We start from the raw sequence: 25,085 nt of genomic DNA, 5'->3' as shown, positions 1-25,085 counted from the left end.
AGCACTCGCCATGCGCGTCAGGAAGGAGCACTGATGTCGGAACTGCGCTTTGACGGTCGGGTCGCGGTGATCACCGGCGCCGGCCGGGGCCTGGGCCGGGCCTATGCGCTGCTGCTCGGGTCCAGGGGGGCCAAGGTCGTCGTCAACGACCTGGGCGGAACCATGCGCGGCGACGGGGCCGACAACGGGCCCGCCGACGAGGTCGTCAAGGAGATCATCGCCGCCGGCGGCGAGGCGGTCGCCTCGCTGGACTCGGTCGCGACCGCCGAGGGCGGCCAGGCGATCATCCAGACGGCGCTCGAGCACTACGGCCGGATCGACATCCTGATCCACAACGCCGGCAACGTGCGCTACGCGCCGCTGACGGAGATGACGTACGAGGACTTCGACGCGGTGCTCGACGTCCATCTGCGTGGTGCCTTCCACGTGGTCCGGGCCGCCTTCCCGGTGATGGCCGAGGCCGGCTACGGCCGGATCGTGCTGACCTCGTCCATCGGGGGGCTGTACGGCAACAAGGCGGTGGCCAACTACGGGACCGCCAAGGCCGGCATCATCGGGCTGACGAACGTCGCCGCGCTAGAGGGCGCCGAGCACGGCATCACCTGCAACGCCATCGTCCCCGGCGCGCTGACGCGGATGGCCGAGGGCATCGACACCTCGGCCTACCCGCCCATGGGCCCGGAGCTCGTCGCCCCGGTGGTGGGGTGGCTCGCGCACGAGTCCTGCTCGATCACCGCCGAGCTGCTGGTGGCGATCGCGGGACGGATCGCCCGCGCGTTCGTCGCGGAGACCCCCGGGGTGTACCAGCCGTCCTGGACGATCGACCAGGTCGCCGAGCGGATCGAGGAGATCCGGGACAGCAGCGACCCCTGGGTTCTCCCGGTCGTCCCGTCCGCCCATGTCGACCACATCGTGCGGAGCTTCGCGATGGCGACCGCAACCGCGCCCACGGACTGACTGCAAGACGGACTTACTGAAAGGGGGAAGGGGATCCCGGGCCGGTCGTCGACGACCGGCCCGGCCCCCTGACTACCAATGGGTGTGAAAGTCTACGAGCGCATTCTCGACCTTTTCGAGGCCGAGGGTATCAACACCATCTTCGGCATTCCCGACCCGAACTTCGTGCACATGTTCCACCTCGCCGAGGAGCGCGGCTGGAACGTGGTCGCGCCGCATCACGAGGAGTCCGCCGGTTTCATGGCGGAGGCGGTCTCGCGGATGACCGGCAAGGCCTCGGTGTGTATCGGGACCCTCGGCCCGGGTGTGGCGAACCTCGCCGGCGCGATGATGTGCGCCAAGGTCGAGAACTCGCCGGTCATCTTCCTCGGTGGGCAGCGGGCCCGGATCACCGAGCAGCGGGTCCGCCGCGGCCGCATCCAGTTCGTGAAGCAGGCCGAGCTGTTCGATCCGTCGGTGAAGTACAACGCCAGCATCGAGTACGCCGACCAGACCGACGAGGTGATCCGGGAGGGCCTGCGCAAGGCCCTGTCAGGCACTCCGGGCCCGGTCTACATCGAATACCCCTCCCACGTCATCCTGGAGGAGCTCGATGTTCCCGCGCCGCTGCCTCCTTCGGCCTACCGCCTGGTCAACCAGACCGCCGGCCAGGACCGGATCGACGCCGCCGTCGCGGCCATCCGCGCCGCCAGCCAGCCGATCCTGCTGGTCGGCCACGGTGTGCACACGGCGCGGGCCGGAGAGTCGGTGAAGGCGCTGGCGGATCTGATGGCCGCCCCCGCCATCCAGACCTCCGGCGGCACCTCGTACATCAGGGGCCTGGAGGACCGCACCTTCCCCTACGGCTTCTCGCCGTCGGCGGTCGACGCGGTGGTGAAGTCCGACCTGGTGGTGGCGATCGGCACCGAGCTCGGCGAGCCCGTCCACTACGGGCGGGGCCGGCACTGGCTCGCGAACGAGGCGAACCGCACCTGGATCCTCATCGAGCAGGACCCCGAGGCCATCGGCGTCAACCGCCCGATCGACGTCCCACTGGTCGGTGACCTGCGCGCGATCGTCCCGCAGCTGGTCGAGGCGCTGAAGGACACCCCGCGCACCGCCACGCCGGAACTCGCGGAGTGGATCAAGCAGGACGCCGACCGGCTCGCGGAGCTGGCCCAGACCGCGCCGTCGGGCCTGTCCCCGGTGCACCCGGCCCGCCTGATCGTCGAGGCGACCAAGGCGTTCCCGTCGGACGGCATCATGGTCCGTGACGGCGGCGCGACCACGATCTTCGGCTGGACCTACTCGCAGGCCAAGCCGAACGACGTGATGTGGAACCAGAACTTCGGCCACCTGGGCACCGGCCTGCCCTACGCCGTCGGCGCCGGCGTCGCGGCCGGCGGCAAGCGGCCGATGATGCTGATCACCGGCGACTCCTCCTTCCAGTTCCACATCGCCGAGCTGGAGACCGCCGCCCGGCTCAACCTGCCGCTGGTCTGCGTCGTCGCCGTCGACTACGCCTGGGGCCTGGAGGTCGGCGTCTACAAGCGGACCTTCGGCCAGGGCTCGCTGGAGACAGGCACCCACTGGAGCACGAACACCCGCCTGGACAAGGTCGCCGAGGGCTTCGGGTGCTACGGCGAGTACGTCGAGCGCGACGAGGACATCGCGCCCGCCATCAAGCGCGCTTACGCCAGCGGAAAGACGGCCGTCATCCACGTCGCCGTCGATCCGAAGGCGAACTCGGAGGAAATGCCGAGCTACGACGAGTTCCGCACCTGGTATGCGGAAGGCACCCAGTGACGAGCGTCACACATCATCCCTATGATGGCCGTTCGCATACTTCAGGCTCAGGAGAGGGGTTCGTCCGGTTATGCGTGAAGCACTGAAGTTCTACATCGGCGGGGAATGGGTTGACCCGGCCCAGTCCGGAACCTTCGACGTGGTGAATCCCGCCACCGAAGAGGTCGCCGGAAAGGTGGCCGCGGGTTCCGCCGCGGACGTCGACCGTGCCGTCGCCGCCGCGAAGGCCGCGTTCCCGGGCTGGTCGGCGACCACCAGCGAAGAGCGGATCGCCCTGCTGGAAAACATTCTCGACATCTACCAGAAGCGCATCCCGGATCTCGCCGCGGCGCTGACGGAGGAGATCGGAGCACCGGCCGCGCTCGCCGGCGGCTTCCAGATGGGTCTCGGTGCCGGCCACCTCACCACCGCGATCGAGGCCCTGAAGACGTTCGAGTTCGAGGAGGTCCGCGGCCCCTCGTTGATCGCACGGGTGCCGATCGGGGTCTGTGGCCTGATCACGCCGTGGAACTGGCCGGTGAACCAGATCCTGGTGAAGCTCATCCCGGCGCTGGCCACGGGTTGCACCACCGTGCTCAAGCCGTCGGAGAACTCGCCGTTCACCGCGCAGATCCTCGCCGAGATCCTCGACGCCGCGGGCGTCCCGGCCGGGGTGTTCAACCTCGTCCAGGGCGACGGCCTCGGTGTGGGAGTTCCGCTGTCGGTCCACCCGGACGTCGCCATGATCTCCTTCACCGGCTCCACCCGCGCCGGGATCGAGATCGCCCGCAACGCCGCCCCCACGGTCAAGCGGGTCACCCAGGAGCTCGGCGGCAAGGGCCCCAACATCGTCCTGGACGACGACGCCTTCGCCGAGAACGTCGGCAAGGGCGTGGCCGGCGTGATGCTCAACTCCGGTCAGACCTGCAGCGCGGCGACGCGGATGCTGGTGCCGGCGTCCCGGATGGACGAGGCCGTCGCGGTCGCGCGCGCGGCTGCCGAGGCGACCACGGTCGGTGACCCCACCACCGACGTCGCCATCGGCCCGGTGGTCTCGGGCGCCCAGTTCGACAAGATCCAGGCACTGATCCAGAAGGGCATCGACGAGGGCGCGACGCTCGTCGCCGGCGGCACCGGGCGCCCGGACGGCCTGGCGAAGGGCTTCTACGTCCGGCCCACCGTCTTCGCCAACGTCGACAACGACATGACCATCGCCCGCGAGGAGATCTTCGGGCCGGTGCTGACGATCCTCGGATACACGGACGTCGACAACGCGGTCGAGATCGCCAACGACTCCGAGTACGGCCTCGGCGGCGCCGTCGCCGGGGCGGACCTCGACCAGGCCCGTGCCGTGGCCCGCAGGCTTCAGGTCGGCTGGGTCGTGATCAACGACGGATTCGACTTCGGTGCCCCCTTCGGCGGCGTGAAGAAGAGCGGAAACGGCCGTGAATGGGGCCCGCTCGCCTTCGACGAATACCTCGAGACCAAGGCAATCGTCGGCTATCAGTAGGCGCCCTGCCGCTCCTTTCGCTTCGTCTCTTGTGAGCGTGAGGGACGGGCAGGGCCGGACAACGCGCGCCGTGCCGTGGGAAGACCCGCGGCACGGCGCCGATGGTGTGGTGCGGCACTGAAACGTGCCCCCGTCGCGGGGGTCACGCAAACGCTCAGCCTTTTCCGTCGTCGACCCGGAACCGCGGCATCGCTGACCGTGGTCCGTGGGCGGTGCGGCGGAGAAGGCTAACCTGTGAGAAAGGGCTTGGGTTCTCCGATGTTCTCTGCGATCCTCATCGAAAAGGGTGAGTCCGGTCAGTCCGTCAGCGTCACCAGCCTGGACGAGGCGGCGCTTCCGGAAGGCGACGTCACCGTCGAGGTCGAGTACTCGACGCTGAACTACAAGGACGGCCTGGCCATCACCGGCAAGCTGCCCGTGGTGCGGAAGTTCCCGATGGTGCCCGGCATCGACCTGGTCGGCGTCGTCACCGACAGCTCGCATCCGGCCTGGAAGCCCGGCGACCGGGTCGTGCACAACGGCTGGGGCGTCGGCGAGACGCACTGGGGCGGCCTCGCCCAGCGCGCCCGCCTCAAGGGCGACTGGCTGGTGCCGCTGCCGTCCGCGTTCACCCCCCGCCAGTCGATGGCGATCGGCACCGCCGGCTACACCGCGAGTCTCTGCGTGGACGCCCTGCTGAGGTTCGGCGTCCGTCCCGAGCAGGGCGAGGTGCTGGTGACCGGCGCGACCGGCGGCGTCGGCAGCGTCGCGGTGGCCCTGCTCACCAAGGCGGGGTTCAAGGTCGCGGCGGCGACGGGGAAGGCCTCGGAGGCCGACTACCTCGCCGAGCTCGGTGCGGTCACGGTGCTGGACCGCGCGGAGCTGTCCGAGAAGGGCAAGCCGATGCAGAGGGAGCGCTGGGCCGGCGTCGTCGACACCGTCGGCAGCCAGACCCTGGCCAACGCCACCGCGCAGACCCGCTACGGCGGTGCCATCGCCGCCTGCGGCAACGCCCAGGGCATGGACTTCCCCGCCTCGGTCGCGCCGTTCATCCTGCGCGGGGTGTCGTTGCTCGGGATCGACAGTGTGATGGCGCCGTCCACTCCGCGCCTGGCCGCCTGGTCGCGGCTCGCGGCGGACCTGGACCCGAAGGCGCTGGAGCTGATCGCCGAGGAGATCGCGCTGGGTGACGTCATCGCCGCCGCCGACCAGCTGCTCGACGGCAAGGTCCGCGGCCGCATCGTCGTCGACGTCAACCGGTAGCAGGGGAGCACGCAGAGCATGAGCGAGGCATTGGAGAACCCCGAGGCCCTCGAACTGGACCTCACCGACGTCGAGCACCGGGTGGGCAAGCCCATCGGCGGCGGGCAGCTGTGGGAGCCGTGCCAGGCGAGCGACATCCGCCGCTGGGTGATGGCGATGGACTACCCGAACCCGCTGCACTGGGATGAGCAGTTCGCGAAGAAGACCAAGTTCGGTGGGATCATCGCGCCGCAGTCGATCGCCGTCGGGCTCGACTACGGCCACGGCGCGGCCCCGGCCTGCGTGGGCTACATCCCCGGCAGCCACCTGATCTTCGGCGGCGAGGAGTGGTGGTTCTACGGCACCCGGGTGCGGGTCGGCGACAAGCTCTACCAGAAGCGCCGGTTCCACGACTACAAGGTCGCCGAGACCAAGTTCGCCGGGCCGACGATGTTCTCCCGCGGCGACACCGTGCACCACAACCAGGTCGGTGACCTGGTCGCCCGCGAGCGCTCGACCGCCATCCGCTACCTCGCCGCCGAGGCGGAGAAGCGTGGCATGTACGAGAGCCAGCTCGGCGAGATCAAGCGCTGGACGCAGACCGAGCTCGCCGAGATCGACAAGCTGCGTCACTCCTGGCTGCTGTCGAACCGGGACGGTGTGTCCCCGGCGTTCGAGGAGGTGAAGATCGGCGACGTGCTGCCGCGCCGCGTCATCGGCCCGCACAGCATCGCCAGCTTCACCACCGAGTACCGGGCGTTCCTGTTCAACATCTGGGGCACCTTCGGCTGGGTCGCGCCGCCCGGCATCGAGGACCCCTGGGTCTACCAGGACCCGGGCTGGACCGAGGGCTTCGGCTTCGACGAGGAAGGCGCCAAGATCGACCCGCGGCTTCGGGACGGCCTCTACGTCGGCCCGTCGCGCGGCCACATCGACGCCGACCGCGCCAGCGACGTCGGCATGGCCCGCGCCTACGGCTACGGCGCCACGATGGGCGCCTGGTGCACCGACTACCTCGCCTACTGGGCCGGCCACGAGGGCATGGTCCGCCACACCAGGGCGAGCTTCCGCGGGCCGGCGTTCGAAGGGGACGTCACCTACTTCGACGCCGAGGTCGTCGGCAAGGAGGAGGGCTCCGTCTGGGGTGTCCCGCTGGTCCAGGTGCGGCTGCGCCTGACCAACCAGGAGGGCGTCCTGCTCGTGGACTGCACCGCGGAGGTCGAGCTCCCGTACGCCGCCGAGCGCGAAGTCACCGGGGACTGAGCCGAATGACCACGGTGAACGCGAACGACTCCACCTGGTTACCGTCCGTCGTTTCGGGTCCGCCGCTGGCCGAGGAGCCGGGCCTGGGGTCGCTGACCCTGCCCGGCTTCCTCCGGGAGGTCACCGCGACCTACGGTGACCGCGAGGCCCTGGTGTGGCGCACGGCCGACGGTGTCGAGCGCTGGACCTACACCCAGCTGTGGGACCGCGCGGTCGAGGTCGCCAGCGCCCTGCGCGCCGTCGGTGCCGGCAAGGACTCCCGGGTCGGCGTCCTCATGACGAACCGCCCGGAATGGATCTCGGCGGTCTTCGGGGTCACCCTCGCCGGCGGGGTCGCCGTCGTGCTCAGCACCTTCTCGACGGCGGCCGAGCTCGAGCACCTGCTGCAGGTCTCCGGGACGTCGGTGCTGCTGTTCGAGCAGATGGTGGTGAAGAAGGACTTCGCGGCCGTGCTGACGGAGCTCGAGCCGGAGATCGGCAAGGCCCTCCCCGGCGAGCTGCAGTCCGCCCGCTTCCCGTTCCTGCGCCGCCTCGCCGTGATCGGTGGGCCGGGCGCAGCCGGCGGGACGGGTGCGGTGGGTGGCGCGGGTGGCGCGATCGAGTCCTGGGCGGACTTCCTGGCCCACGGGCGTGACGAGCCGCGGGAGCTGGTGGAGGCGACCGCGGCGTCGGTGGCACCCAGCGATCTGGCAGCGCTGTTCTTCTCCTCCGGCACCACCAGCAAGCCGAAGGGCATCCTGAACTCGCACCGGGGCATCGCCATCCAGCTGTGGCGGTTCCGGCGCATGTACCGGTTCGAGCCGTCGGACGACCTCCGCAGCTGGGCCGCCAACGGCTTCTTCTGGTCGGGCAACTTCGGCATGGTCCTGGGCTCCACCTTCTCCACCGGTGGGTCGGTCGTCCTGCAGGCGACGATGGTCCCCGAGGAGTCGCTGGAGCTCATGCAGGTGGAGCGGGTCAACTTCCCGTTCGCCTGGCCGCACCAGTGGGCGCAGCTGGAATCGGCGCCCAACTGGAAGGACGTCGACCTCAGCGCCATGCGGTTCGTCGACGCCGCCACCGCGCTCGCCCGCCACCCCACCGTGTCGGCGAACTGGCACGAGCCGGGCCACGCCTACGGCAACACCGAGACCTTCACGCTCACCACCTGCTTCCCGGCGAACACCCCGCCCGAGACGCACCGGGACAGCAGCGGCCCGGCCCTGCCCGGGGTGACCGTCAAGATCGTCGACCCGCTGACGGGCCAGGTGCTGCCGCGCGGCGAGCAGGGCGAGATCTGCGTCAAGGGCCCGACGCTCATGCTCGGCTACCTCGGCATCCCGCTGGACGAGACCCTCGACGCCGAAGGCTACTTCCGGACCGGCGACGGCGGCTATCTCGACGATGACGGCCTGCTTTTCTGGAAGGGCCGGCTGAACGACATCATCAAGACCGGCGGTGCCAACGTGTCGCCCCGTGAGGTGGACGAGGCACTGAAATCCTGTCCCGGGGTGAAGGTCGGCCTCACCGTCGGCGTGCCGCACGAGACCCTCGGCGAGATGGTGGTCGCCTGCGTCGTTCTCCACGACGGCGCGGATGTCAGCGCGGAGGAGATCCGCGGGTTCCTGCGGGAGCGGCTGGCGAGTTACAAGGTCCCGCGCCAGGTCCTTTTCTTCGACGAGGCCGACATCACCCTCACGGGCACCGCGAAGGTGAAGACCGCTGATCTGCGCAAGCTGGCCGCGGGCCGCCTGGAAAGCGCGGGAGTTCTTTAGAAGCGCGGGAGTTCTCTGGATTCGGGAGTGTTCTGAGAAAGGAGCCGTGACGATGGCTGCTCTGGTCACCGAGAAGCTGGGGGAGTACGTCGGGGCGGAGGTCCTGGACGCCGACGCGGATCGCCTGCTGCACGACGAGGACCTGCCCCAGGCATGCCTGGAGGCGTTGGAGGAGCATGGCGTTCTGCTCTTCCGCGAGCTGAACCTCGACTATGCCACCCAGGTCGCGTTCTGCCGGCGGCTCGGCGAGCTGCTGTCTTTTCCGAAGACGCCGCCGCTGGACTTCCCGGAGATCATGGAGATCAACTGGGATCCGGCGAACCCGCGGTCGGACTATTTCCGCGGGAACACCGCCTGGCACATCGACGGGGCGCTCGATCCGGGCAATCCGCCGAAGGCTTCGGTGATGAGCGGCGGCGTGGTCACCGACAGCGGCGGTGAGACGGAGTTCGCCAGTACCTACGCCGCCTACGACAGCCTTTCCGCCCAGGAGAAGGAGGAGTTCGGCCGGCTGCGTGTCATTCACACGCTGGAGGCGATCCTGCGGCCGGCCTACCCGAATCCGACCCCGGAGCAGCGGGCCGACTGGGCGAAACGCCCGGCGAAGGAGCACCCGCTGGTGTGGCGGCACGAGTCCGGGCGTCGCTCCCTGGTGTTCGGGTCGACGACGTCCCATATCGCCGGCATGGAGGAGGCGCAGGGCCGGGCGCTGCTTGACGAGCTGGAGCGGCGCGCCACCACATCGGACCGGGTGCTCCAGCACACCTGGAAGCAGGGCGACATGGTGATCTGGGACAACCGCGGCCTGGTCCACCGCGTTCGCCCGTTCGATCCGGACGTGCCCCGCCGGATGTACCGGACGACCCTCGCCGGCGACGAGCCGATCCAGTGAACGTGGACACAGTGAACGTGGACACGGCGAACGTGGACACGGCGAACGTGGACACGGCGCGCGCGCGCACGGCCATCGTCACGGGCGGCGCCTCGGGGATCGGGCTGGCGATCGCCCGCCGGCTCGCCCGGGACGGGGCGAGCATCGCGATCTTCGACATCGACGGCGAGGCCGCCGCGGCCGCGGCGGCCTCGATCGAGGCCGCCGGTGGCCGGGCCCGCGGCTACCCCGTCGACGTCACGGACCGGGCCGCCATCGACACCGGGGTCGAGCGGACCCGTGACGAACTCGGCCGGCCGACGATCCTGGTGAACAACGCCGGTATGACACCGGCCAGCCCCTTCCTCGACCTCAGCTTCGAGACCTGGAGCCGGTCGATCTCCATCAACCTGGACAGCGTCTTCCACTGCTGCCAGGCGGTGCTCCCCGCCATGCTGGAGGAGGGCTGGGGGCGCATCGTGAACATCTCCTCGTCCAGCGTCCACAGCGGCTCCCCGAGGCTGGGCGCCTACGTCTCGGCGAAGTCGGGGGTGGTGGGCCTGACGAAGGTCCTCGCGCTCGAGTTCGGCCCGCGGGGCATCACCGTCAACACGATCCCGCCGGGCTTCATCGACACCCCGATGCTGCGCGACGCGGAGAAGAACGGCGTGATGAACGTCGAGCAGCAGACCGCGAAGACCCCGGTCGGCCGGATCGGCCAGCCGGAGGACGTCGCGGCGGCGTGTGCGTTCCTCGTTCGTGAGGAGGCCGGCTACATCACCGGCCAGGTCTTCGGTGTGAACGGCGGCCGCAACACCTGACCCAGGCCTGCGCCCCAGCCCCGCCTCTCAACGCCAGCTAGGCGGTCACGGAGGTGGGGCTGGGGTCGTCGGTGGCCGTGGGCCGTCCAACGGACCCGCCAGACCCGGTGGATGCCGCAGGTCCCGATGGCCCCGCGGAACCAGTCCGGAGGGAGCGCTGGCCGGCGCCCGTGGGGAGTGTGAGAGCGACCAGACCGGCGACAACGGCGATCACGGCCCCCAGGGCCAGGCACACCCTGATCCCGGTCAGCGACGGTGCGGTGGCGGTGCCGAGGGGGACTGTCAGGTGGGCGAGAACGACCGCGACGACGGCACTCGCCGTCGACATCCCGATCGCGCGTGACAGGCTGTTCAGCGCGTTGGCGGACGCGCTTTGCGAGGGGGGTACAGCACCCATGATCAGCGCCGGCATGGCCGCATAGGCGAACGAGACGCCGCAGCTGTTCACCAGACTGAACACCGTCACTCCGACGGGGGAGCCGAGCAGCCCGAGGCCGCCGACATGTGCGGCGGCCATCACCCCCGTGCCGAGGAGCAGGGTCACCTTCGGTCCGCGCGCGGCGGTGAGCCGCGCGGTCAGCGGTGCGATGGCCATCATCGCCAGCCCTCCAGGCGCCATCCACAGGCCGGCGGCCAGCATCGACTGTCCGAGGCCGTAGCCGGTCCCCCCGGGCAGCTGCAGCACCTGGGGCGCGACCAGGGTGATGATGTACATCGCGAAGCCGACGATCAGCGCGCACAGGTTGGTCAGCAGGACCGGCCGCTGGGCACTTGCCCGCAGATCGACCAGCGGCGCGGCTACTCGGATCTCGAAGGCGCCCCACAGGACGAGCACGACGACGGCCGTGCCGAGCTGGGACAGCGTCGTCACGCTGCCCCAGCCCCAGCTGCTGCCCTTGGTGATGGCCAACAGCATGGCGAGCAGCCCCGCGGTGAGGCCGAGCGCGCCGACGATGTCGAACCGCCCGACCGCCCGCACCGGCGACTCGGGAACCACGACCCGTACCAGCACGGCGAACACCGCCCCGGAGCCGGCGCACAGCCAGAACAGCACATGCCAGTCGGCGGCCTGCGCGATCAGCGAGGAGATCGGCAGGCCGAGCGCGCCGCCGACCCCGAAGGACGAGCTCATGAGGGCGATCGCGCCCGGCAGCCGGGCTGGCGGCAGAACGTCACGCATGATGCTGATGCCGAGCGGGACCGCCGCCATCCCCACGCCCTGCAACGCCCGCCCGGCGGTCACCGGTACCAGCGCGCTGGTGAGCGCGCAGATCGAGGAGCCGACGACCATCACCCAGGTGCAGGCGATGAGCACCCGCCGCTTTCCGTGCAGGTCACCGAGCCGCCCCGCCACCGGCATGGCGACCGCCCCGGCCAGCAGCGTCGCGGTGATCGCCCAGGAGGCGTCCGCCGCTGACGAGGTGTGCAACAGCGCCGGCAGCGTCGGGATAAGCGGCACGATGACCGTGCCCATGATCGTGACGACGACGCCGGCACCGGCGAGCGCCAGCACAATCGCCCGGACGGAGGCGTCGGAGACAGGCTGGACCGGGGCGGCCTGGCTGGAACCCACGAGGATCGCTCACCTTCATGGCCGGCGCTGGTGGACCACCGACCAGCTGGACCGCCGACCTTCGCGCAAGCAAGCCTAGAGGCAAACCGATATGTCGGGCATCCGGTTAGGTATCCGCCCTGCTGGTATGTCTGCTGGTCTGTCTGGTTTCCTGCCTCTCAGGCGTCCTCGTCCGACATCCAGTGCACGAAGCGCTGGAGGGGGAACATCGCGTCGTGCGGGCCGCCCTCCACGTGCTTCGCGGCGCCGCCGATGCGCACCACCCGCTGGGCTCCCGCGCTGGCGAGCCGGTCGCGCATCGCCCGTTTGAGCTCCGGCGGATACATGCCGATGGTCTGGGTCGCGACGTTCACGAACCGGACGGCCTGGTCGATCGAGTCCAGGTGCACGACGTTGACCGTCTTGTTGCTCGGGTGGAACTCCACCGGGTCGGAGGTCAGCACCACCAGGCCGCGGCCGTCGGGGCGACCCCACACCTTGACCTCGTCGTCGAGCACCTGAAGCATCTGGATCTCGTCGCGCAGGTCGCCAGGCAGCGGATGCGCCGTCTCCGACGCGGTCTCGCGGTCCACCCCGAGGCGCGACTGCAGTCGTGCGCAGAACGTCTCGATGCCGGAGCGCTCACCCGCGACGAAGATGAAGCGGCTGGCCAGGCAGGCCTCCTGGTTGAAGACCGAAACATCGACCGCGGCCGCCTCGGCGACCGCGTCGATGACGGCGTCGGAGGTGAAGGTCTCCGGCCCGAGGATCGAGATCGACGTCTTCGGGTCGAACGAGACCAGCTGCAGCCCCGGCCCCAGATACTTGATCACGTTGTTGATGGCGTCGCCGCCGCCCCAGGCGACGATCCGGTCGAAGAACTGCGGCCGGTAGAGCGTCCGCTCGATCCGCTCGTCGCCGCCACGCCAGTACACCGCGGACATCGACCGCACGACCGGATGGTCGGGGTCGACCTCGGCCATCGTCCGCAGCATCGCGACGCAGGTGAACGGGTCGCTCGAGGGCATCTTGAAGACGTTGACCGCCTTGACGAGCGCGCCCTGCGCGATCGAGGAGATGCAGCCGGTCGGCGAGTTGCCGGCCAGCATGTGGATCATCCGGGGTGGGAAGGCACGTAGCGCGCCGTGCTGGCCGTGGTGGTCGGTCCGCTCGACCCAGCCGTCGAGCGCCGCCGGGTTGGCGAAGTTGGTCTCGATGCTGGACCACAGCGCCCGCTTCGTCAGCCGCAGGCGTGCGGAGCGGAACAGGTTCTCGATCACCCGGCGCGGCAGCGGGTTGGTGGCGGCGATGAGATCCGCAGCCCGCTGCAGGTGGGCGTTCTCCTCCAGTACCAGGCGCTCACCGCAGGCGACGAGGAAGTCGATGATCTCCTCGATCGGCACGTCGAGCAGCGGTGGCAGCTCCCGGCGCGGCGTCACCAGGTCGTCGAGCACGATCTCGGGCGTCGCGAACTCGACGCCGAGGTCACGGGACCGGTAGTGCACCGCGCCGCCGGGGACCACCCGCCCCCGCACGAAGTGATCGACCCGGATGACCTCGGTGGCCTTTGCGGCGGTTGCCGGGCTGGTTTCGGTGGTCGTCATGACAGCCCCCGGACGTAGGCGTCGACGGTGCCGGCGCAGCCGATCTTGTCGTCGCCTTCGAGGTCGGCGTAGCGGGTGATGTCGTCCCGCACGCTGGGGCTCGCGTTGCCGCAGGCACACGGGTCGAGGTCCAGCGAGATCCGGTCACCGGTCACCACGCCGCCCCACCGGCCGTCGAGCGACAGGTCGAAGAACGCCGCGCGGCCCTGCACCTCGCCCGATTCGTGCGGAAGCAGAACGTCGCCATCGGAGTCGAGCACGAACGGCACGACCCACGGCGGCACGTGGTAGCGGCCACCAGCGGCGCAGCGCGGCATGCCCGAGTTCAGCTCCTGCATGCCGTACATCTGGAACCTGCGGCCGGCGGGGATGTTGAAGGTCTCGTAGACGTACTCCTGGTAGTCCGGTGGGAGCTTGGCCCGCTTGAGACCGCCGCCGACGTAGATGCAGTTGTCCGGGTTGAAGTCCGAGCCGCTGTAGCCCATCTCGCGCACCATTCCGGCTACGAGGTACAGCGCGTTCCACATGCCGGCGAGGTACAGCTTGTCCGCGCGGGATGCGACGACGTGCTCGGCGGCCTTGACGTAGGCGGTCTGGAGTGTCTGCTCGCGCTCCCGCGACGTCGCCTCGAAGTCGGCGATCTCGTCCGGTCGGGCGGTGCCGTCCGCGATCGCCTTGCGCAGGACGACCATCTTCGTCATCTGGCCGATCGTGATCGGTGGCATGGGCAGCGTGAACGGTTCGAGGCGCGGGTCACCGAACGCGGCCTGCTGGGCGTCGCGCGCGTTGAGGTTCTTGGCGACGGCGGCGGTGGGCGCGATGCCGATCATCCTGCGGTCACGCTCGGGTCGCACTCCGGATCCCCACGCGAAGACGCCGACCGTGTCCAGGCGCGACCACGCCATGTCCTGCTCAGAGGCGATCATCATCGCGGACTTGCCGGTCGTTCCGCTCGAACATGAGATGTAGTGCCCCACCGCCTCGTAACGGGCGATCCAGTCGTCCATGTCGACGACGTCCGAGGTGTCGATCGGCGTGAGCGGGTGTGCTGACACGGTGCCGAGCCACCTGCCCAGCCGATCCCACCTCCGCTCGCTCAGGAAGCTCTCCGGGTAGCTCTTGTACGCGGTGTGCGGGAACAGCAGCCCGACCGCGTCCGCCCGGGAGCGGATCTCGCTGATGCCCGCCTCCTTCGCGCGGAACGCGAGTAACCGGATCCGCTCCCGGCGCTCCTGGAACAGCTCGTTCATCGCCTCGACCTGCGTCTCGCGGAGATCCGCGTACGGGATCGCGAAGCGCTCCTCCGACTGGACCAGCCCTGTCAGACGCTCGACTGCCGCACTCACCCTGGGCCCTCTCCCTTCCGGAACGTTTTTACTAGACTCGTGGGTCTAGTTTCTGATGTCAAGGTCCGGGCTGTCGCGCGGCCTGCGGAGGGGGGTCTCAGCCGGCCGGGAGGTGTTCCTCGCCGGTGATGTAGTCGTGCGGGTGGACGGTGAACCTGGTGCCGAGTGGGCTCGTCCAGGTGAACGTGCCGGGGCGTGGCTGGCGGACGATCCAGGGACGGTCGGGGTGATGGCGCAGGCGGTGGTGTTTGAGGCAGAGCGGCCCGAGGTTGTCGACGATCGTGGGCCCGCCGGCGGCGTAGGGCGTGGTGTGGTCGGTGTCGGTGCGGGTGGCACGGCGGGTGCAGCCGGGGTGGACGCAGATGCGGTTGCGGGCACGCACATGCCGGACCTGGGCGGGGCTGGGGTGGCGCCGGTCGGCGACCTCGATCAGCGCCCCCTGCGGGTCGACGAGCATGCGCCGCCAGGTGGAGGTCGGGCGCATCGCCAGGTCCCGGGCGATGTCGGCAGGTATGGGACCGAAGCCCGGGATCTCACCGGGCTCCTCGCCCAGCCCGAGCAGGGCTGTGATCGGAACGATGACCTGGACGTCGCAGGGCAGCGGGCGCAGCGGTGTGCGGCCGGTGATGCGGTCGACGAGGGTGTCTGCGCGGATCTGGTCGCGGGTGCGCTGGTCGTCCGCATCGCGGGTACGGATGATCTCATCGGCGATCTGGTTGAGCTGGTTGTCGCAGGCCGCGGCGTCCTCCGCGGGCAATAGCGCGGACAGGGTGCTGGTGGCGTCGTCGCCGGGGTGGAGCCGGACGTGACGGCCCTTGCGACGCTCCGTGGCACGCTCGGCGGCGCCGCCAGGGTCGACGTTGAGGACGGCGCGACGGCAGGCGGCACCGAACGCGCCCCGGTTGCGTCGCGGCCCGCCGGCCAGGACCTGCTCCTCGACCTGGCTGGCCTGCTCGTCGGTGAGGGGGCTGGCTGCGGTCTCCAACGACCGCAGACGTTGCAGGTCGAGGATGCCGTCCTCCAGTGCCTGCATCGCTCGGGGGAGCCGCCGCACCGCGGAGAAGGCGAAACCCATCTGCCCACCAGCGGTGGCGGCGGATACCCGCAGCACGCCGGCGAGCTCCTCCGGGGCGAACATGTCGAACGAGAACAGCGGGTCGGCCTCGGCCGACGGTCGCAGCCCGGCGTACTCGGCGAGCAGCCGCAGCATTCCGGCGTGGGCCGCGGCCAGCGCCGCGGCCTGAACGCCGATCCGGGACAGCAGGTCGCGAACCTGGTCGTCGAAGGCCGCGGCCGCGTCCCGCACCCGGGATGCGCCAGATGCTTCGCTCGAACGTGTGGGTGCTGGCATGGCGTGCTCACCTCGCCCGAACCGAACCCGTGTGCCCGGCGGATCGCGAACACATGTTCGATTATCGATGGTCGAAGCCTGCCGGAACGGGCGCTGCGCGTGGAGACCACAGGGAGTACCGCGGAGGACGCCAACAGCCTCCGCGCCGCAGGCGGCGACCCGAGTCGACCCAACTGGCCGCGGGTTGTGCGGTCGCACCGCAGCCATGGGTAGGGCGGTCTCGTCGAATCCCTCGCGGCCAGCGATGAGGAGGCGCCGGCGTCGGGCTGGCCTGTGCGGCGTTCAGGAATGCCGGCAGCTGCCCCACGGAGGGGTCGCGTCGAGAGGGTCGCGTCTGCAGGAAATGCGCCGGAACCAGTCTCCGGCCTGGTGGTCGGGCAGCGTCGACAGCGTGGCCGTCCACCCGCCGGTGGTAACGTTGTGCCGCGGCGACGGAATATGTGAACGCGGAGATCGACGGAGGTGAGTTGATGACTGTCGTGGAGACCACCGCATTGCGCTGTGCCCGGATCATCCTCGCTTCCCGGGCCCTGCCCTGACCTTCGCCTGTCATTCTCGCAGCTGGGAGTAGTCCCGGCAGGCATGCTGTCCGGCTGGGCCCCTTTCAAGGGTCTCCACAGTGCTTCATCAACCTTCTGCGCGCCGACCTGGCGCTCTCCGTTCTCCTGCACGGGTCACGTTTTCAGCCGGCTACGACTTGGAACGCGGAACGTGAGAGTTCCTTCGCCCGACCGCAGGCCGACGGACCGTCTTCCAGCCACCTCGTGCGGGCCGATCGCGGCTTGCGTGCCGTCGTGGCTGAGACCGGACCGTCCTGCTGGCTGTCATCCCTCCGGCGGTCGCCGGAAACCGGCTGGCTGTCCGGCTCGCTGGCTACCTGTCCGGCTGGCCCCTGCGGCCGTCCTCTCCGCCACCGTCGTCGAGCCAAAGGACGCCGAACGCCCGCTGCCAGGACCGCGTCGCGCCCATGCGGGGCGTCACCAACCGCGTCTCACATCCCAAGGCATGACAGAAGGGAATTCGGTCATGGACCTTCCTCGTATCTTCACCATCCGTGAAAGCAGCCACCGGATCCACAATCCGCTGACCGCGGCCAAGCTCGCGGCCCTGGGCGAATCGCTGCACCTCGCTCCCGGGACACGGGTGCTCGATCTGGCCAGTGGCTCCGGCGAGCTGCTGTGCACCTGGGCGCGTGACCACGGGATCACGGGCGCCGGCGTGGACATCAGCACAATCTTCACCGAGCAGGCCCGGGCCCGCGCCGCCGAGCTCGGCGTCGCCGACCGGGTCGAGTTCGTCCACGGGGATGCGCGCGGCCATGTCGCGGACGAGCCGGTCGATCTGGCCGCCTGTGTCGGCGCCACGTGGATCGGGAACGGCGTCGCCGGGACGGCCGAGCTGCTCAGCCGCAGCCTCCGCCCCGGAGGCCTGATGCTGATCGGCGAGCCGTACTGGCGGCGGACCCCTCCCGACGAGGAGACCGCCAAGGCCTGCCACGCCACCGGCATCGCCGACTTCCTGCGCCTGCCGGACCTGATCGTGCATTTCCGGGAACTCGGGTACGACCTTGTGGAGATGACACTGGCCGATCAGGACAGCTGGGACCGGTACGCCGCGGCCCAGTGGCTGAACCTGCGCCGCTGGCTCGACCGGAACCCGGGCGACGAACTGGTGCCCGAGGTCAGGGAAGAGCTCACCACGGAGCCCGCCCGCTACGCGCGATGCACACGTGAGTATCTCGGCTGGGGAGTCTTCGCTCTCATGAGCCGCTGATTCTCACCTCTCGTGCGGGCCCGTAAACCACGCGGCCCGGGCCTGCACGGGAATTTCCTTGTTGGCGTCGACCCGGCTAGCGTGTCCACCCCGCACAGGAGGTCTCGTCGATGGCATTCGGTTGTTCCCTGGAAAGGCCGACATCTCCGCTCGCGGCCGGCACGGCGTCGATTTCCCCGGAGGTCGACGATGACTATGACAGTCTGGTCATGACTGCCTGCTACCTGCTCGGCGAGACTGACTGTCGTTTTCGCATCCACGGTTTCGGCTGTCCCTAGTGGCCGGTGGACGTCGCCTACGACCTCTCGGTCTTCATGGAGCAGCTGCCTGAGCTCCTGGCAGGTGTCAGGCTCCGGAGGCGCACGGAGATCGACCTGTACTCCCAGGGGCTCGAGCGAACCCTGGAGTTCATCCCCGGGGGAGACCTTGTGGAGATCCACTGTCTGTCGAGGACGGACTGGATACCGAATCCGAGCGTCGAAGAAGTGGGAACTCCTGCTCTCGAGGCGATGCTCACCGGGCTGGCCGCCGAATTCGCGGCATCCCTCACGGTGATCGGATCTCACCTCGCCTGGATGAAACCATTTTCCAACTGGGCTCCAGATCCCTCCTGACTCCTGAATCCAGACGCCTGCGCGTGCGCGTGCATGCCAGCAGGACGGACATACGCCTGTGCCGCGCGACGCGGCCTGACGCCGTCGCGCGCATTGTCGAGGTTCATCCGGAACATCCGCAGGCGAAAGGAGCCGCCTGACGCTTCGGGCCTCCGGCTCGCTCGACGGAGCGGGCGGTGGGTGCCGGATGAGGTCACGGCGGGACACGCCGAGCTTGCGATGCACCCGGCCGATGTGTGGCTCGATGGTCCGGATGGCGACCGGCCCTGGCCTCAGCGGGCGGTCCAGCCGCCGTCCACGACGATGGTCTGGCCGGTGACGTAGCTGCCGGCGTCGCCGGCGAGCCACAGGACGGCGCCGACGATGTCCTCGGCGGTTCCCTCCTTCGGCAGCGGGGTGTTGCGGCGCAGGTACTCGATCGACTTCTCACTGGAGTAGAGCGGGCCGGTGATCTCGCTGCGGAAGAAGCCGGGGGCGACCGTGTTGACCCGGATCGAGTGCCGCGCCCACTGCACCGCGAGCTCGGACGTCAGCCCGGACAGACCGGCCTTGCTGGCCGCGTAGGACGCCTGTGGGATGCCGGGGATGCCGACCTTCCCACTGATCGACGAGATGTTGATGATGGTGCCGCGGCCGGCGGCGACCATGTGTGGGAAGACGTCCTGGGCGAGCAGGAACGGGGCGAGCAGGTTGAGGTCGATCGTGCGGCGGGACGCCTCGACCGGCTCGGATTCGGCCCGCTCGTAGGTGAACATGCTGCCGGCGCCGTTGACGAGGATCTCCGGTGCTCCGAGGCCCTCGACGACTGCCGGCACGACGGTGCGGACGGCGGTGAGATCGGAGAGGTCGCAGGCGACCGGCAGGCCGTCGATCTCCTTCGCGAGTTCGGTCAGCTTGTCGAGCCGCCGGGCGACGACCGCGACCCGGGCACCGAACGCGGCCAGCGCCCGCGCGACGGCGACACCGAGACCGGAGGAGGCGCCGGTCACGATGGCGACCCGGCCGTCGAGGCCGAACATCCGGGCCGTGGCACCCGCGACCGTGGCATCCGTGGCAGCCACGGCAGGCCCCTCGTGCGCGGCGTTCGCGGTCTCGGCGGCCGGCGTCATGAGGACGTCCCTTCGTTGGCGGTGTCTGCCAGGTCGGTATCTGTCAGGTCGGTGTCTGCCAGGTCGATGGTGCCGGTGGGCTGGGTGTCGGGGCCAGCGGGCGGGGCCAGCCGGATCCGGGAGTTGTCCCAGCGCAACAGTCGTCCCTGCGGGTCCAGGCGCAGGACGACCCGGTCGGCGTAGGCGGCGCGGGCCGCGGCGGGTAACCGCTCGGGCGGCACCCGGTAGGCGGCGTACTTGCTGTCGAGCATGCCGCGGACCCGGGTGCGTGTCTCTTTGTCATCCACCACCCGGATCCGTCCGCTGAGATGGACGGCACGCAGGTCGACCCAGGCCCGGCCGGACTCGACCAGGAACGCCGCCCGCGGCTCCCGGCGGATCCGGGCCAGCTTGGCCGCCCGGGGCGGCGTCGAAAGGTACACGGCGCGGTCCACGACGACGAACCACATCGGCAGCGAGACCGGTGCGCCGTCGGAACGCAGCGTGGTCAGGATCCCGGTGTGCGCCCCGGCCACGAACTCCCAGGCGTCGTCCTGGCTCACCAGCATCGGGCCGCCCAGCGGCGGGCCGCGTGCCTCGTTGAGACCATCCGCGCGGTCATCCGCGCGGTCATCGGCCGGTGTCGACGAGGTCGGTGAGGCCGGTGCGCTGGACCTTGCCCATGGCGTTGACCGGCAGCGCGTCGACCTGCGTCCAGAACTCGGGCACCTTGTACGGCGAGAGCTCGCGGCGGCACAGCTCGGCGAGCGCGTCCATGTCGAGGGTGGGTCCGGCGCTTTCGACGACCGCGGCGACCCGCTGGCCGAGACGGTCGTCGGGGACGGGGCACACCGCGACCCGGGCGACGTCCGGGTGGGTGGCGATGACCCGCTCGATCTCCAGCGGGTAGATGTTCGCCCCGCCGCGGATGATGACCAGCTTCTTGCGGTCCAGCACGGACAGCCAGCCGTCGGCGTCGACCGTCCCGACGTCACCGGTCGCGACCGGGCCAGGCTCCGGTGGGCGGATCCGGCCGGACTCCCAGTAGCCGAGCAGCGGCCGCCACACGCCGGCCCACGGCCCGGACGTCGCGCCGGCGAGCTTCAGCTCCCCGAGCTCGCCGGGGGGCAGCCGGTTGCCGTCGTCGTCGTAGGCGGCGACGCCGTAGCTCGGCAGTACCCGTCCGCTGGTGCCCGGACGCCACCCGCCGTCGGCCGGGTCGATCGACACGACCGTCGGCGCCTCGGTCAGCCCGTAGGTGACCCGGGGGACCAGCCCGTGCGTCTCGGCGAACGCGGTGCGCAGCGAGTCGGGGGTGTCGCTGCCGCCGCTCCACACCTCGCACAGGGAGCTCAGGTCGGCGTCCGGCCGGCCGGCGAGGTCGTAGAGCTGGGCCGGTGCGCCGTTCCAGACGGTGACGCGGCGGCTGGAGATCCATTCGATGACGCCGGCGACGTCGCGGCGGTTCATGATGACCGCGCAACCGCCGGCCTGCGCGGTGAGCAGGGTCGACAGCACCATGAGGTTGAGGATCGTCAGCGGGAAGCTGTCACCCTTGCGCAGCTCGGGGCCCCAGCCGCGGGTGGCGACGAGGACGGCGCCGGGCAGCAGCAGGTTGCGCTGGCTGTGCACGACGGCCTTGGGACGTCCCGACGTCCCGCTGGTGAAGGCGATTCCGGCGGGGGCGTCGATGTCGAGGCCGAGACCGGGTGGCGGGGCCGTCTCGTCGGTGGCCTCGGCCAGCAGCGCGCGCCACCGGTCGAGGCCCACGAGGTCGCTGCCGCCGCTCCGGCGACTGTCGGCGTCGTCGGGACCGTCGCCGCCGCCCTCGGGGCGATCATCGGACGGCGTCAGCAGGCACCGTGGGCCGGCGAGGACGACCTTCGGGTCGCAGATGTCGCGCAGGTCCCGCTGTTCGGCGACGGTGAGGGCCTCGCCGATGCCGGCCCAGACGGCGCCGATGCGCTGGGCGCCGTGGAACGCCGCGACGATGTCGAGGTCGTTGGGCAGACAGGCCGCGACCCGGTCTCCAGGACGCACACCGAGAGACCACAGCGCGCCGGCCGCGCGGCGGGCCTGGTCGTCGAGCTCGGCGTAGGTCCAGGAACCGGAGACGGCCTCGACCGCGACGGCGTCCGGGCGGTTCGCGAGGGCGTCGTCGAGGACGCGGGCGATCGGGCGGGGCTCGCCACCAGTGGTGCTCACGAACTCTTGATAGCACTATCCTTGCAAGGATTCATCCTCTAGTCTCGACGGGCGCCGTCTTCGGGAAACAAGTGCCCCGGGTGCGGCGGACGCTGGGATCATGGCCGTGACCGACCGCCGCGACCACCCACCGTGACCACCCGCCGTGACTACCCGTTGTGACCACCCGTTGTGACGATCCGCCGCGCGCCCCGCCAGGCGACGGTGCCGCGTGCCGGCCGGGCCGTCGCACGCCCCGGGCCGCCCGTTCGGTCCGGCCGTTGGGTGTGCCGTGTGGGCTGGTTGGGGCGGTTGGGGCAGATGGATGGCGCGGCGGAACGATGGTGGCGCGGGCCGCAGGAGCGATAGGGGTGGTCGATACGTGAAGGCTCGTAGCTGCTCGGAGGGCGCCGACGGTGGCCCGCGGCACTTGGGTTCGGGACGGACAGGGCCCTTGGCCGGAATCCGCGTCATCGACCTCACCGCCATGGTGATGGGTCCGTACTGCACGCAGATCATGGCCGACATGGGTGCGGACGTCATCAAGATCGAGCCGCCGGCGGGTGACAACACCCGGTTCATCTCCGTCGGCCCGGAACCCGGCATGGCCGGCGTCTTCGTCAACGTGAACCGCGGCAAGCGCAGCGTCGTGCTGGATCTGCGCAGCCCCGAAGGCGGTGACGCGCTGCGCGAGCTCGTCCGCGGCGCGGATGTCTTCATCCACTCGATGCGGGCGAAGGCGGTCGCGAAACTCGGCTTCGGCTACGAGAGCGTCGCCGCGATCAATCCGTCGATCGTGTACACCAACTGCTACGGTTACGGCCGCCGCGGGCCGGACGCGAACCTGACCGCCTATGACGACACGATCCAGGCGGAGTGCGGAATTCCGTTCGCGCAGGAGCAGCTGACCGGGGAGGCCAGCTACGTCGGCACCATCATGGCCGACAAGGTGGCCGGGCTGACCGCGCTGTGGGCCACGATGATGGCGCTGTTCCACCGGGCCCGCACCGGCGAGGGGCAGGAGGTCGAGGTCGCGATGTTCGAGACGATGGCCTCGTTCATGCTCGTCGAGCACGCGAACGGCGCGATGTTCAGTCCTGCGCTCGGCCCGGCGGTGTACCCGAGGGCGGTGGCACCGAACCGCCGGCCGCACCGGACCAGCGACGGCTACATCTCCGTGCTGGTCTACAACGACAAGCAGTGGGCCGCCTTCGTCAACGCGGTGAAACCGCCCTGGGCCGGTGAGCATCTGGCCACGCTGGAACAGCGGGCCCGCCAGATCGACAACGTCTACGCGCTGCTGGGCGAGACCTTCCGCGAGCACACCACCCAGTACTGGCTCGACCTGCTGCGGTCACTGGACGTCCCGGCCGCGCCGGTGCGCTCCCTCGACGAGCTTTACGACAATCCGCACCTCGACGCGGTCGGATTCTTCGAGACGGTCGACGGCGACCTCGGGCCGGTGCGCTTTCCCGGCTCGCCGGCCTGGTTCTCCCGGACTCCGGGCCGGGTCGCGGGCCCGGCGCCGCGCCTGGGCGCCCACACCCGCGAAGTCCTCGACAACCTCGAACCGGGCGCCGCCCCGGCCACCGCTCCCGGCACCGCTTCACCGCATGCCGCTTCACCGCATGCCGCTTCACCGCATGCCGCTTCACCGCATGCCGCTTCACCGCATGCCGCTTCACCGCATGCCGCTTCACCGCATGCCGCCGCACCGCATGCCGCCGCACCGAACGTCGATCTGCCCGCTCAGCCAGCTCAGCCCACTCAGCCAGCTCAGCCCACCCAGTCCGCTCAGTCAGACGGAGGTTGACCATGGTCAATGTCGCGAGCCTGTTGACGACGTCGGCCCAGCGGTTTCCGGACCGGTGCGCGATGCGCTACGCCGACGGCCGGACGTCCTATCGGCAGCTGCGCGACGCCGCGGCGCTGTTCGGCTCCGCGCTGCTGCGGCGCGGTCTGGTCCCGGGTGACCGGGTGGCACTGTTCATGCCCAACTGCCAGCAGTACCTGGTGGCGCTGTTCGGCGCCTGGTATGCCGGGCTGGTCGCCGTCCCGATGAACGCCAAGCTGGCCGGGCCGGAGGTCGCCGTGATCCTCGGTGACAGCGGCGCCCGGGCGCTGGTGCACTCCACCTCCGCGGCGCGGCTGGTCGCAGGACTGGATCTGACCGGTGTGCACACCGTCGCGGTGGACCCGGCAGCACCAGTGGACCCGGCCGCGCCGGTGGATCCGACCGGTGGGGAGAAGGACGCCTTCGCCCAGCTCCTCGCCGAGGGAACCGCGGATCTCGAGCCCGCCGAGGTCGACGCGGACGACCTGGCCTGGCTCTTCTACACCTCGGGGACGACCGGCCGGCCCAAGGGCGCCCAGCTCAGCCACCGCAACCTGCTCACCATGACGTGGACCCTGCTCGCCGACGTGTGTGCCTACACCCAGGACGACGTCGTGCTGCACGTGGCGCCGCTCTCGCACGGCAGCGGCCTGTACGCGCTGGGCTCGATCGCCCGCGGTGCAGACAACATCATCCATGCCGGTGGCGGCTTCGATCCGTCCGAGGTGCTCGACCTGGTCGCCCGTGAGCGTGTCTCGGTGCTCGCGTTCCTCGTGCCGACGATGATCGTCCGCATGCTCGGCGTAGCGCCGACGGACACCACCTCGCTGCGCTGCGCCGTCTACGGCGGGGCGCCGATCCACGTCGAGCACTCCCGGGCGATGATCGACCGGTTCGGCCCGGTGTTCGTCCAGATCTACGGGCAGGGCGAGTCGCCGATGACGGTGACCTACCTGAACCATGCGACATCGCCGGGGACGCCCCTCGACTCGGCGGGGGTGGCCCATCCCGGGATCGAGGTCCGCATCCTCGACGGTGACGACCGGCCGGTGCCCGCCGGGGCCGAGGGCGAGGTCTGCGTGCGCGGCGACGTCGTGATGCGGGGCTACTGGAACAACCCGGCCGCGACGGAGCGTGCGCTGCGGGGCGGCTGGCTGCACACCGGGGACATCGGCCGCTTCGACGAGCACGGCAACCTCTTCCTGCTGGACCGCAGCACCGACGTCATCATCTCCGGCGGCGCGAACATCTACCCGCGGGAGGTCGAGGAGGCGCTCGTCCAGCATCCGGGCGTGGCCGAGGTCGTGGTCTTCGGGGTGCCGGACGAGACGTGGGGCGAGAACGTCGTGGCCGCGGTGGTGCCCGTGACCACCCCGCCCCCGCCGGAAAGCGAGCTCATCACCTACAGCACGACCCACATCGCCGGCTTCAAGAAGCCCAAGAAGATCATCTATCTGGAGGCGCTGCCCAAGAGCGCCTACGGCAAGGTCCTGCGCCGTGAGGCGCGCAAGCTCGTGCTGAGCGAGCCCTGATCCCCTGCCGGCCGGGGCGGCCGGGCCGACGGTGGGCCGGGTGCCG

18 protein-coding genes and 1 pseudogene are annotated in these 25,085 nt (G+C 70.2%); 12 read left to right on the top strand and 7 right to left on the bottom strand.

Going from position 1 to position 25,085, the window contains the following annotated elements:
* Positions 1-33: 33 nt before the first annotated feature.
* The 8 genes from ACG83_RS18265 to ACG83_RS18230 all read left to right on the top strand — a co-directional run bounded on the left by ACG83_RS18265 (position 34) and on the right by ACG83_RS18230 (position 10,161).
* A complete protein-coding gene (locus tag ACG83_RS18265; protein ID WP_054567436.1) occupies positions 34-957 on the top strand; it encodes an SDR family NAD(P)-dependent oxidoreductase in 924 nt (307 codons plus the stop codon).
* A gap of 78 nt (positions 958-1,035) precedes the next feature.
* Positions 1,036-2,742 carry a thiamine pyrophosphate-binding protein gene (locus tag ACG83_RS18260; RefSeq protein ID WP_054567435.1) on the top strand — a complete coding sequence of 569 codons (1,707 nt, stop codon included), beginning with the start codon at positions 1,036-1,038 and terminating at the stop codon, positions 2,740-2,742.
* A gap of 70 nt (positions 2,743-2,812) precedes the next feature.
* Complete coding sequence (locus ACG83_RS18255) at positions 2,813-4,231, top strand: aldehyde dehydrogenase family protein (RefSeq protein ID WP_054567434.1); 1,419 nt, start codon at positions 2,813-2,815, stop codon at positions 4,229-4,231.
* A 258-nt stretch (positions 4,232-4,489) separates the two neighbouring features.
* A complete protein-coding gene (locus tag ACG83_RS18250) occupies positions 4,490-5,473 on the top strand; it encodes an MDR family oxidoreductase (protein WP_054567433.1) in 984 nt (327 codons plus the stop codon).
* 18 nt (positions 5,474-5,491) lie between these two features.
* The gene (locus ACG83_RS18245) at positions 5,492-6,715 is read left to right on the top strand and encodes a MaoC family dehydratase N-terminal domain-containing protein (protein ID WP_054567432.1); all 1,224 of its coding nucleotides are present in this window, start codon (positions 5,492-5,494) and stop codon (positions 6,713-6,715) included.
* Positions 6,716-6,720: 5 nt separating this feature from the next.
* Positions 6,721-8,469 carry a class I adenylate-forming enzyme family protein gene (locus ACG83_RS18240; RefSeq protein WP_054567431.1) on the top strand — a complete coding sequence of 583 codons (1,749 nt, stop codon included), beginning with the start codon at positions 6,721-6,723 and terminating at the stop codon, positions 8,467-8,469.
* A 52-nt stretch (positions 8,470-8,521) separates the two neighbouring features.
* Positions 8,522-9,361, top strand: a complete 840-nt coding sequence (locus ACG83_RS18235; RefSeq protein WP_054567430.1) for a TauD/TfdA family dioxygenase — start codon at positions 8,522-8,524, stop codon at positions 9,359-9,361.
* Positions 9,362-9,408: 47 nt separating this feature from the next.
* On the top strand, positions 9,409-10,161 hold the full coding sequence (locus ACG83_RS18230) for an SDR family NAD(P)-dependent oxidoreductase (RefSeq protein WP_054567883.1): 753 nt from the start codon (positions 9,409-9,411) through the stop codon (positions 10,159-10,161).
* A gap of 37 nt (positions 10,162-10,198) precedes the next feature.
* Here ACG83_RS18230 and ACG83_RS18225 read toward each other — a convergent pair whose 3' ends face one another.
* The 4 genes from ACG83_RS18225 to ACG83_RS18210 all read right to left on the bottom strand — a co-directional run bounded on the left by ACG83_RS18225 (position 10,199) and on the right by ACG83_RS18210 (position 16,014).
* A complete protein-coding gene (locus ACG83_RS18225; RefSeq protein ID WP_054567429.1) occupies positions 10,199-11,734 on the bottom strand; it encodes an MFS transporter in 1,536 nt (511 codons plus the stop codon).
* Positions 11,735-11,892: 158 nt separating this feature from the next.
* A complete protein-coding gene (locus ACG83_RS18220; RefSeq protein ID WP_054567428.1) occupies positions 11,893-13,317 on the bottom strand; it encodes an acyl-CoA reductase in 1,425 nt (474 codons plus the stop codon).
* Positions 13,314-14,663: a hypothetical protein gene (locus ACG83_RS18215; protein ID WP_054567427.1), complete on the bottom strand. Its 1,350-nt coding sequence runs from the start codon at positions 14,661-14,663 to the stop codon at positions 13,314-13,316. The genes ACG83_RS18220 and ACG83_RS18215 overlap by 4 nt, the downstream gene beginning before the upstream one ends.
* A gap of 97 nt (positions 14,664-14,760) precedes the next feature.
* Positions 14,761-16,014, bottom strand: coding sequence for an HNH endonuclease signature motif containing protein (locus tag ACG83_RS18210; protein WP_054567426.1), 1,254 nt, complete (start codon positions 16,012-16,014; stop codon positions 14,761-14,763).
* Between the two features lie 1,026 nt (positions 16,015-17,040).
* Between ACG83_RS18210 and ACG83_RS18205 the strand changes: the two genes are divergently transcribed.
* Both ACG83_RS18205 and ACG83_RS18200 read left to right on the top strand, forming a co-directional pair.
* Positions 17,041-17,787 carry a cyclopropane-fatty-acyl-phospholipid synthase family protein gene (locus ACG83_RS18205; RefSeq protein WP_054567425.1) on the top strand — a complete coding sequence of 249 codons (747 nt, stop codon included), beginning with the start codon at positions 17,041-17,043 and terminating at the stop codon, positions 17,785-17,787.
* A 284-nt stretch (positions 17,788-18,071) separates the two neighbouring features.
* Positions 18,072-18,401, top strand: coding sequence for a hypothetical protein (locus tag ACG83_RS18200; protein ID WP_054567424.1), 330 nt, complete (start codon positions 18,072-18,074; stop codon positions 18,399-18,401).
* A gap of 272 nt (positions 18,402-18,673) precedes the next feature.
* Here ACG83_RS18200 and ACG83_RS18195 read toward each other — a convergent pair whose 3' ends face one another.
* From ACG83_RS18195 to ACG83_RS18185, 3 genes are all read right to left on the bottom strand, one after another.
* Positions 18,674-19,510 carry an SDR family NAD(P)-dependent oxidoreductase gene (locus ACG83_RS18195; protein WP_235497997.1) on the bottom strand — a complete coding sequence of 279 codons (837 nt, stop codon included), beginning with the start codon at positions 19,508-19,510 and terminating at the stop codon, positions 18,674-18,676.
* Positions 19,507-20,058 carry a pyridoxamine 5'-phosphate oxidase family protein gene (locus tag ACG83_RS18190; protein ID WP_054567423.1) on the bottom strand — a complete coding sequence of 184 codons (552 nt, stop codon included), beginning with the start codon at positions 20,056-20,058 and terminating at the stop codon, positions 19,507-19,509. Before ACG83_RS18190 ends, ACG83_RS18195 begins: the two co-directional genes overlap by 4 nt.
* Positions 20,059-20,119: 61 nt before the next feature.
* A complete protein-coding gene (locus tag ACG83_RS18185; protein ID WP_054567422.1) occupies positions 20,120-21,694 on the bottom strand; it encodes a class I adenylate-forming enzyme family protein in 1,575 nt (524 codons plus the stop codon).
* Positions 21,695-22,103: 409 nt separating this feature from the next.
* On the opposite strand from ACG83_RS18185, the pseudogene ACG83_RS18180 reads away from it, so the two are divergent.
* Both ACG83_RS18180 and ACG83_RS18175 read left to right on the top strand, forming a co-directional pair.
* A pseudogene (locus tag ACG83_RS18180) lies at positions 22,104-23,279 on the top strand (CaiB/BaiF CoA transferase family protein); the annotation flags it as partial.
* Positions 23,280-23,488: 209 nt separating this feature from the next.
* A complete protein-coding gene (locus ACG83_RS18175; protein ID WP_054567420.1) occupies positions 23,489-25,039 on the top strand; it encodes an AMP-binding protein in 1,551 nt (516 codons plus the stop codon).
* The last annotated feature ends 46 nt before the right edge of the window (positions 25,040-25,085 follow it).

The organism is Frankia sp. R43, from assembly GCF_001306465.1.
In the GTDB taxonomy this organism is placed as follows: Bacteria; Actinomycetota; Actinomycetes; order Frankiales; family Frankiaceae; genus Parafrankia; species Parafrankia irregularis.
This window is presented reverse-complemented; position numbering and strand designations above follow the sequence as displayed.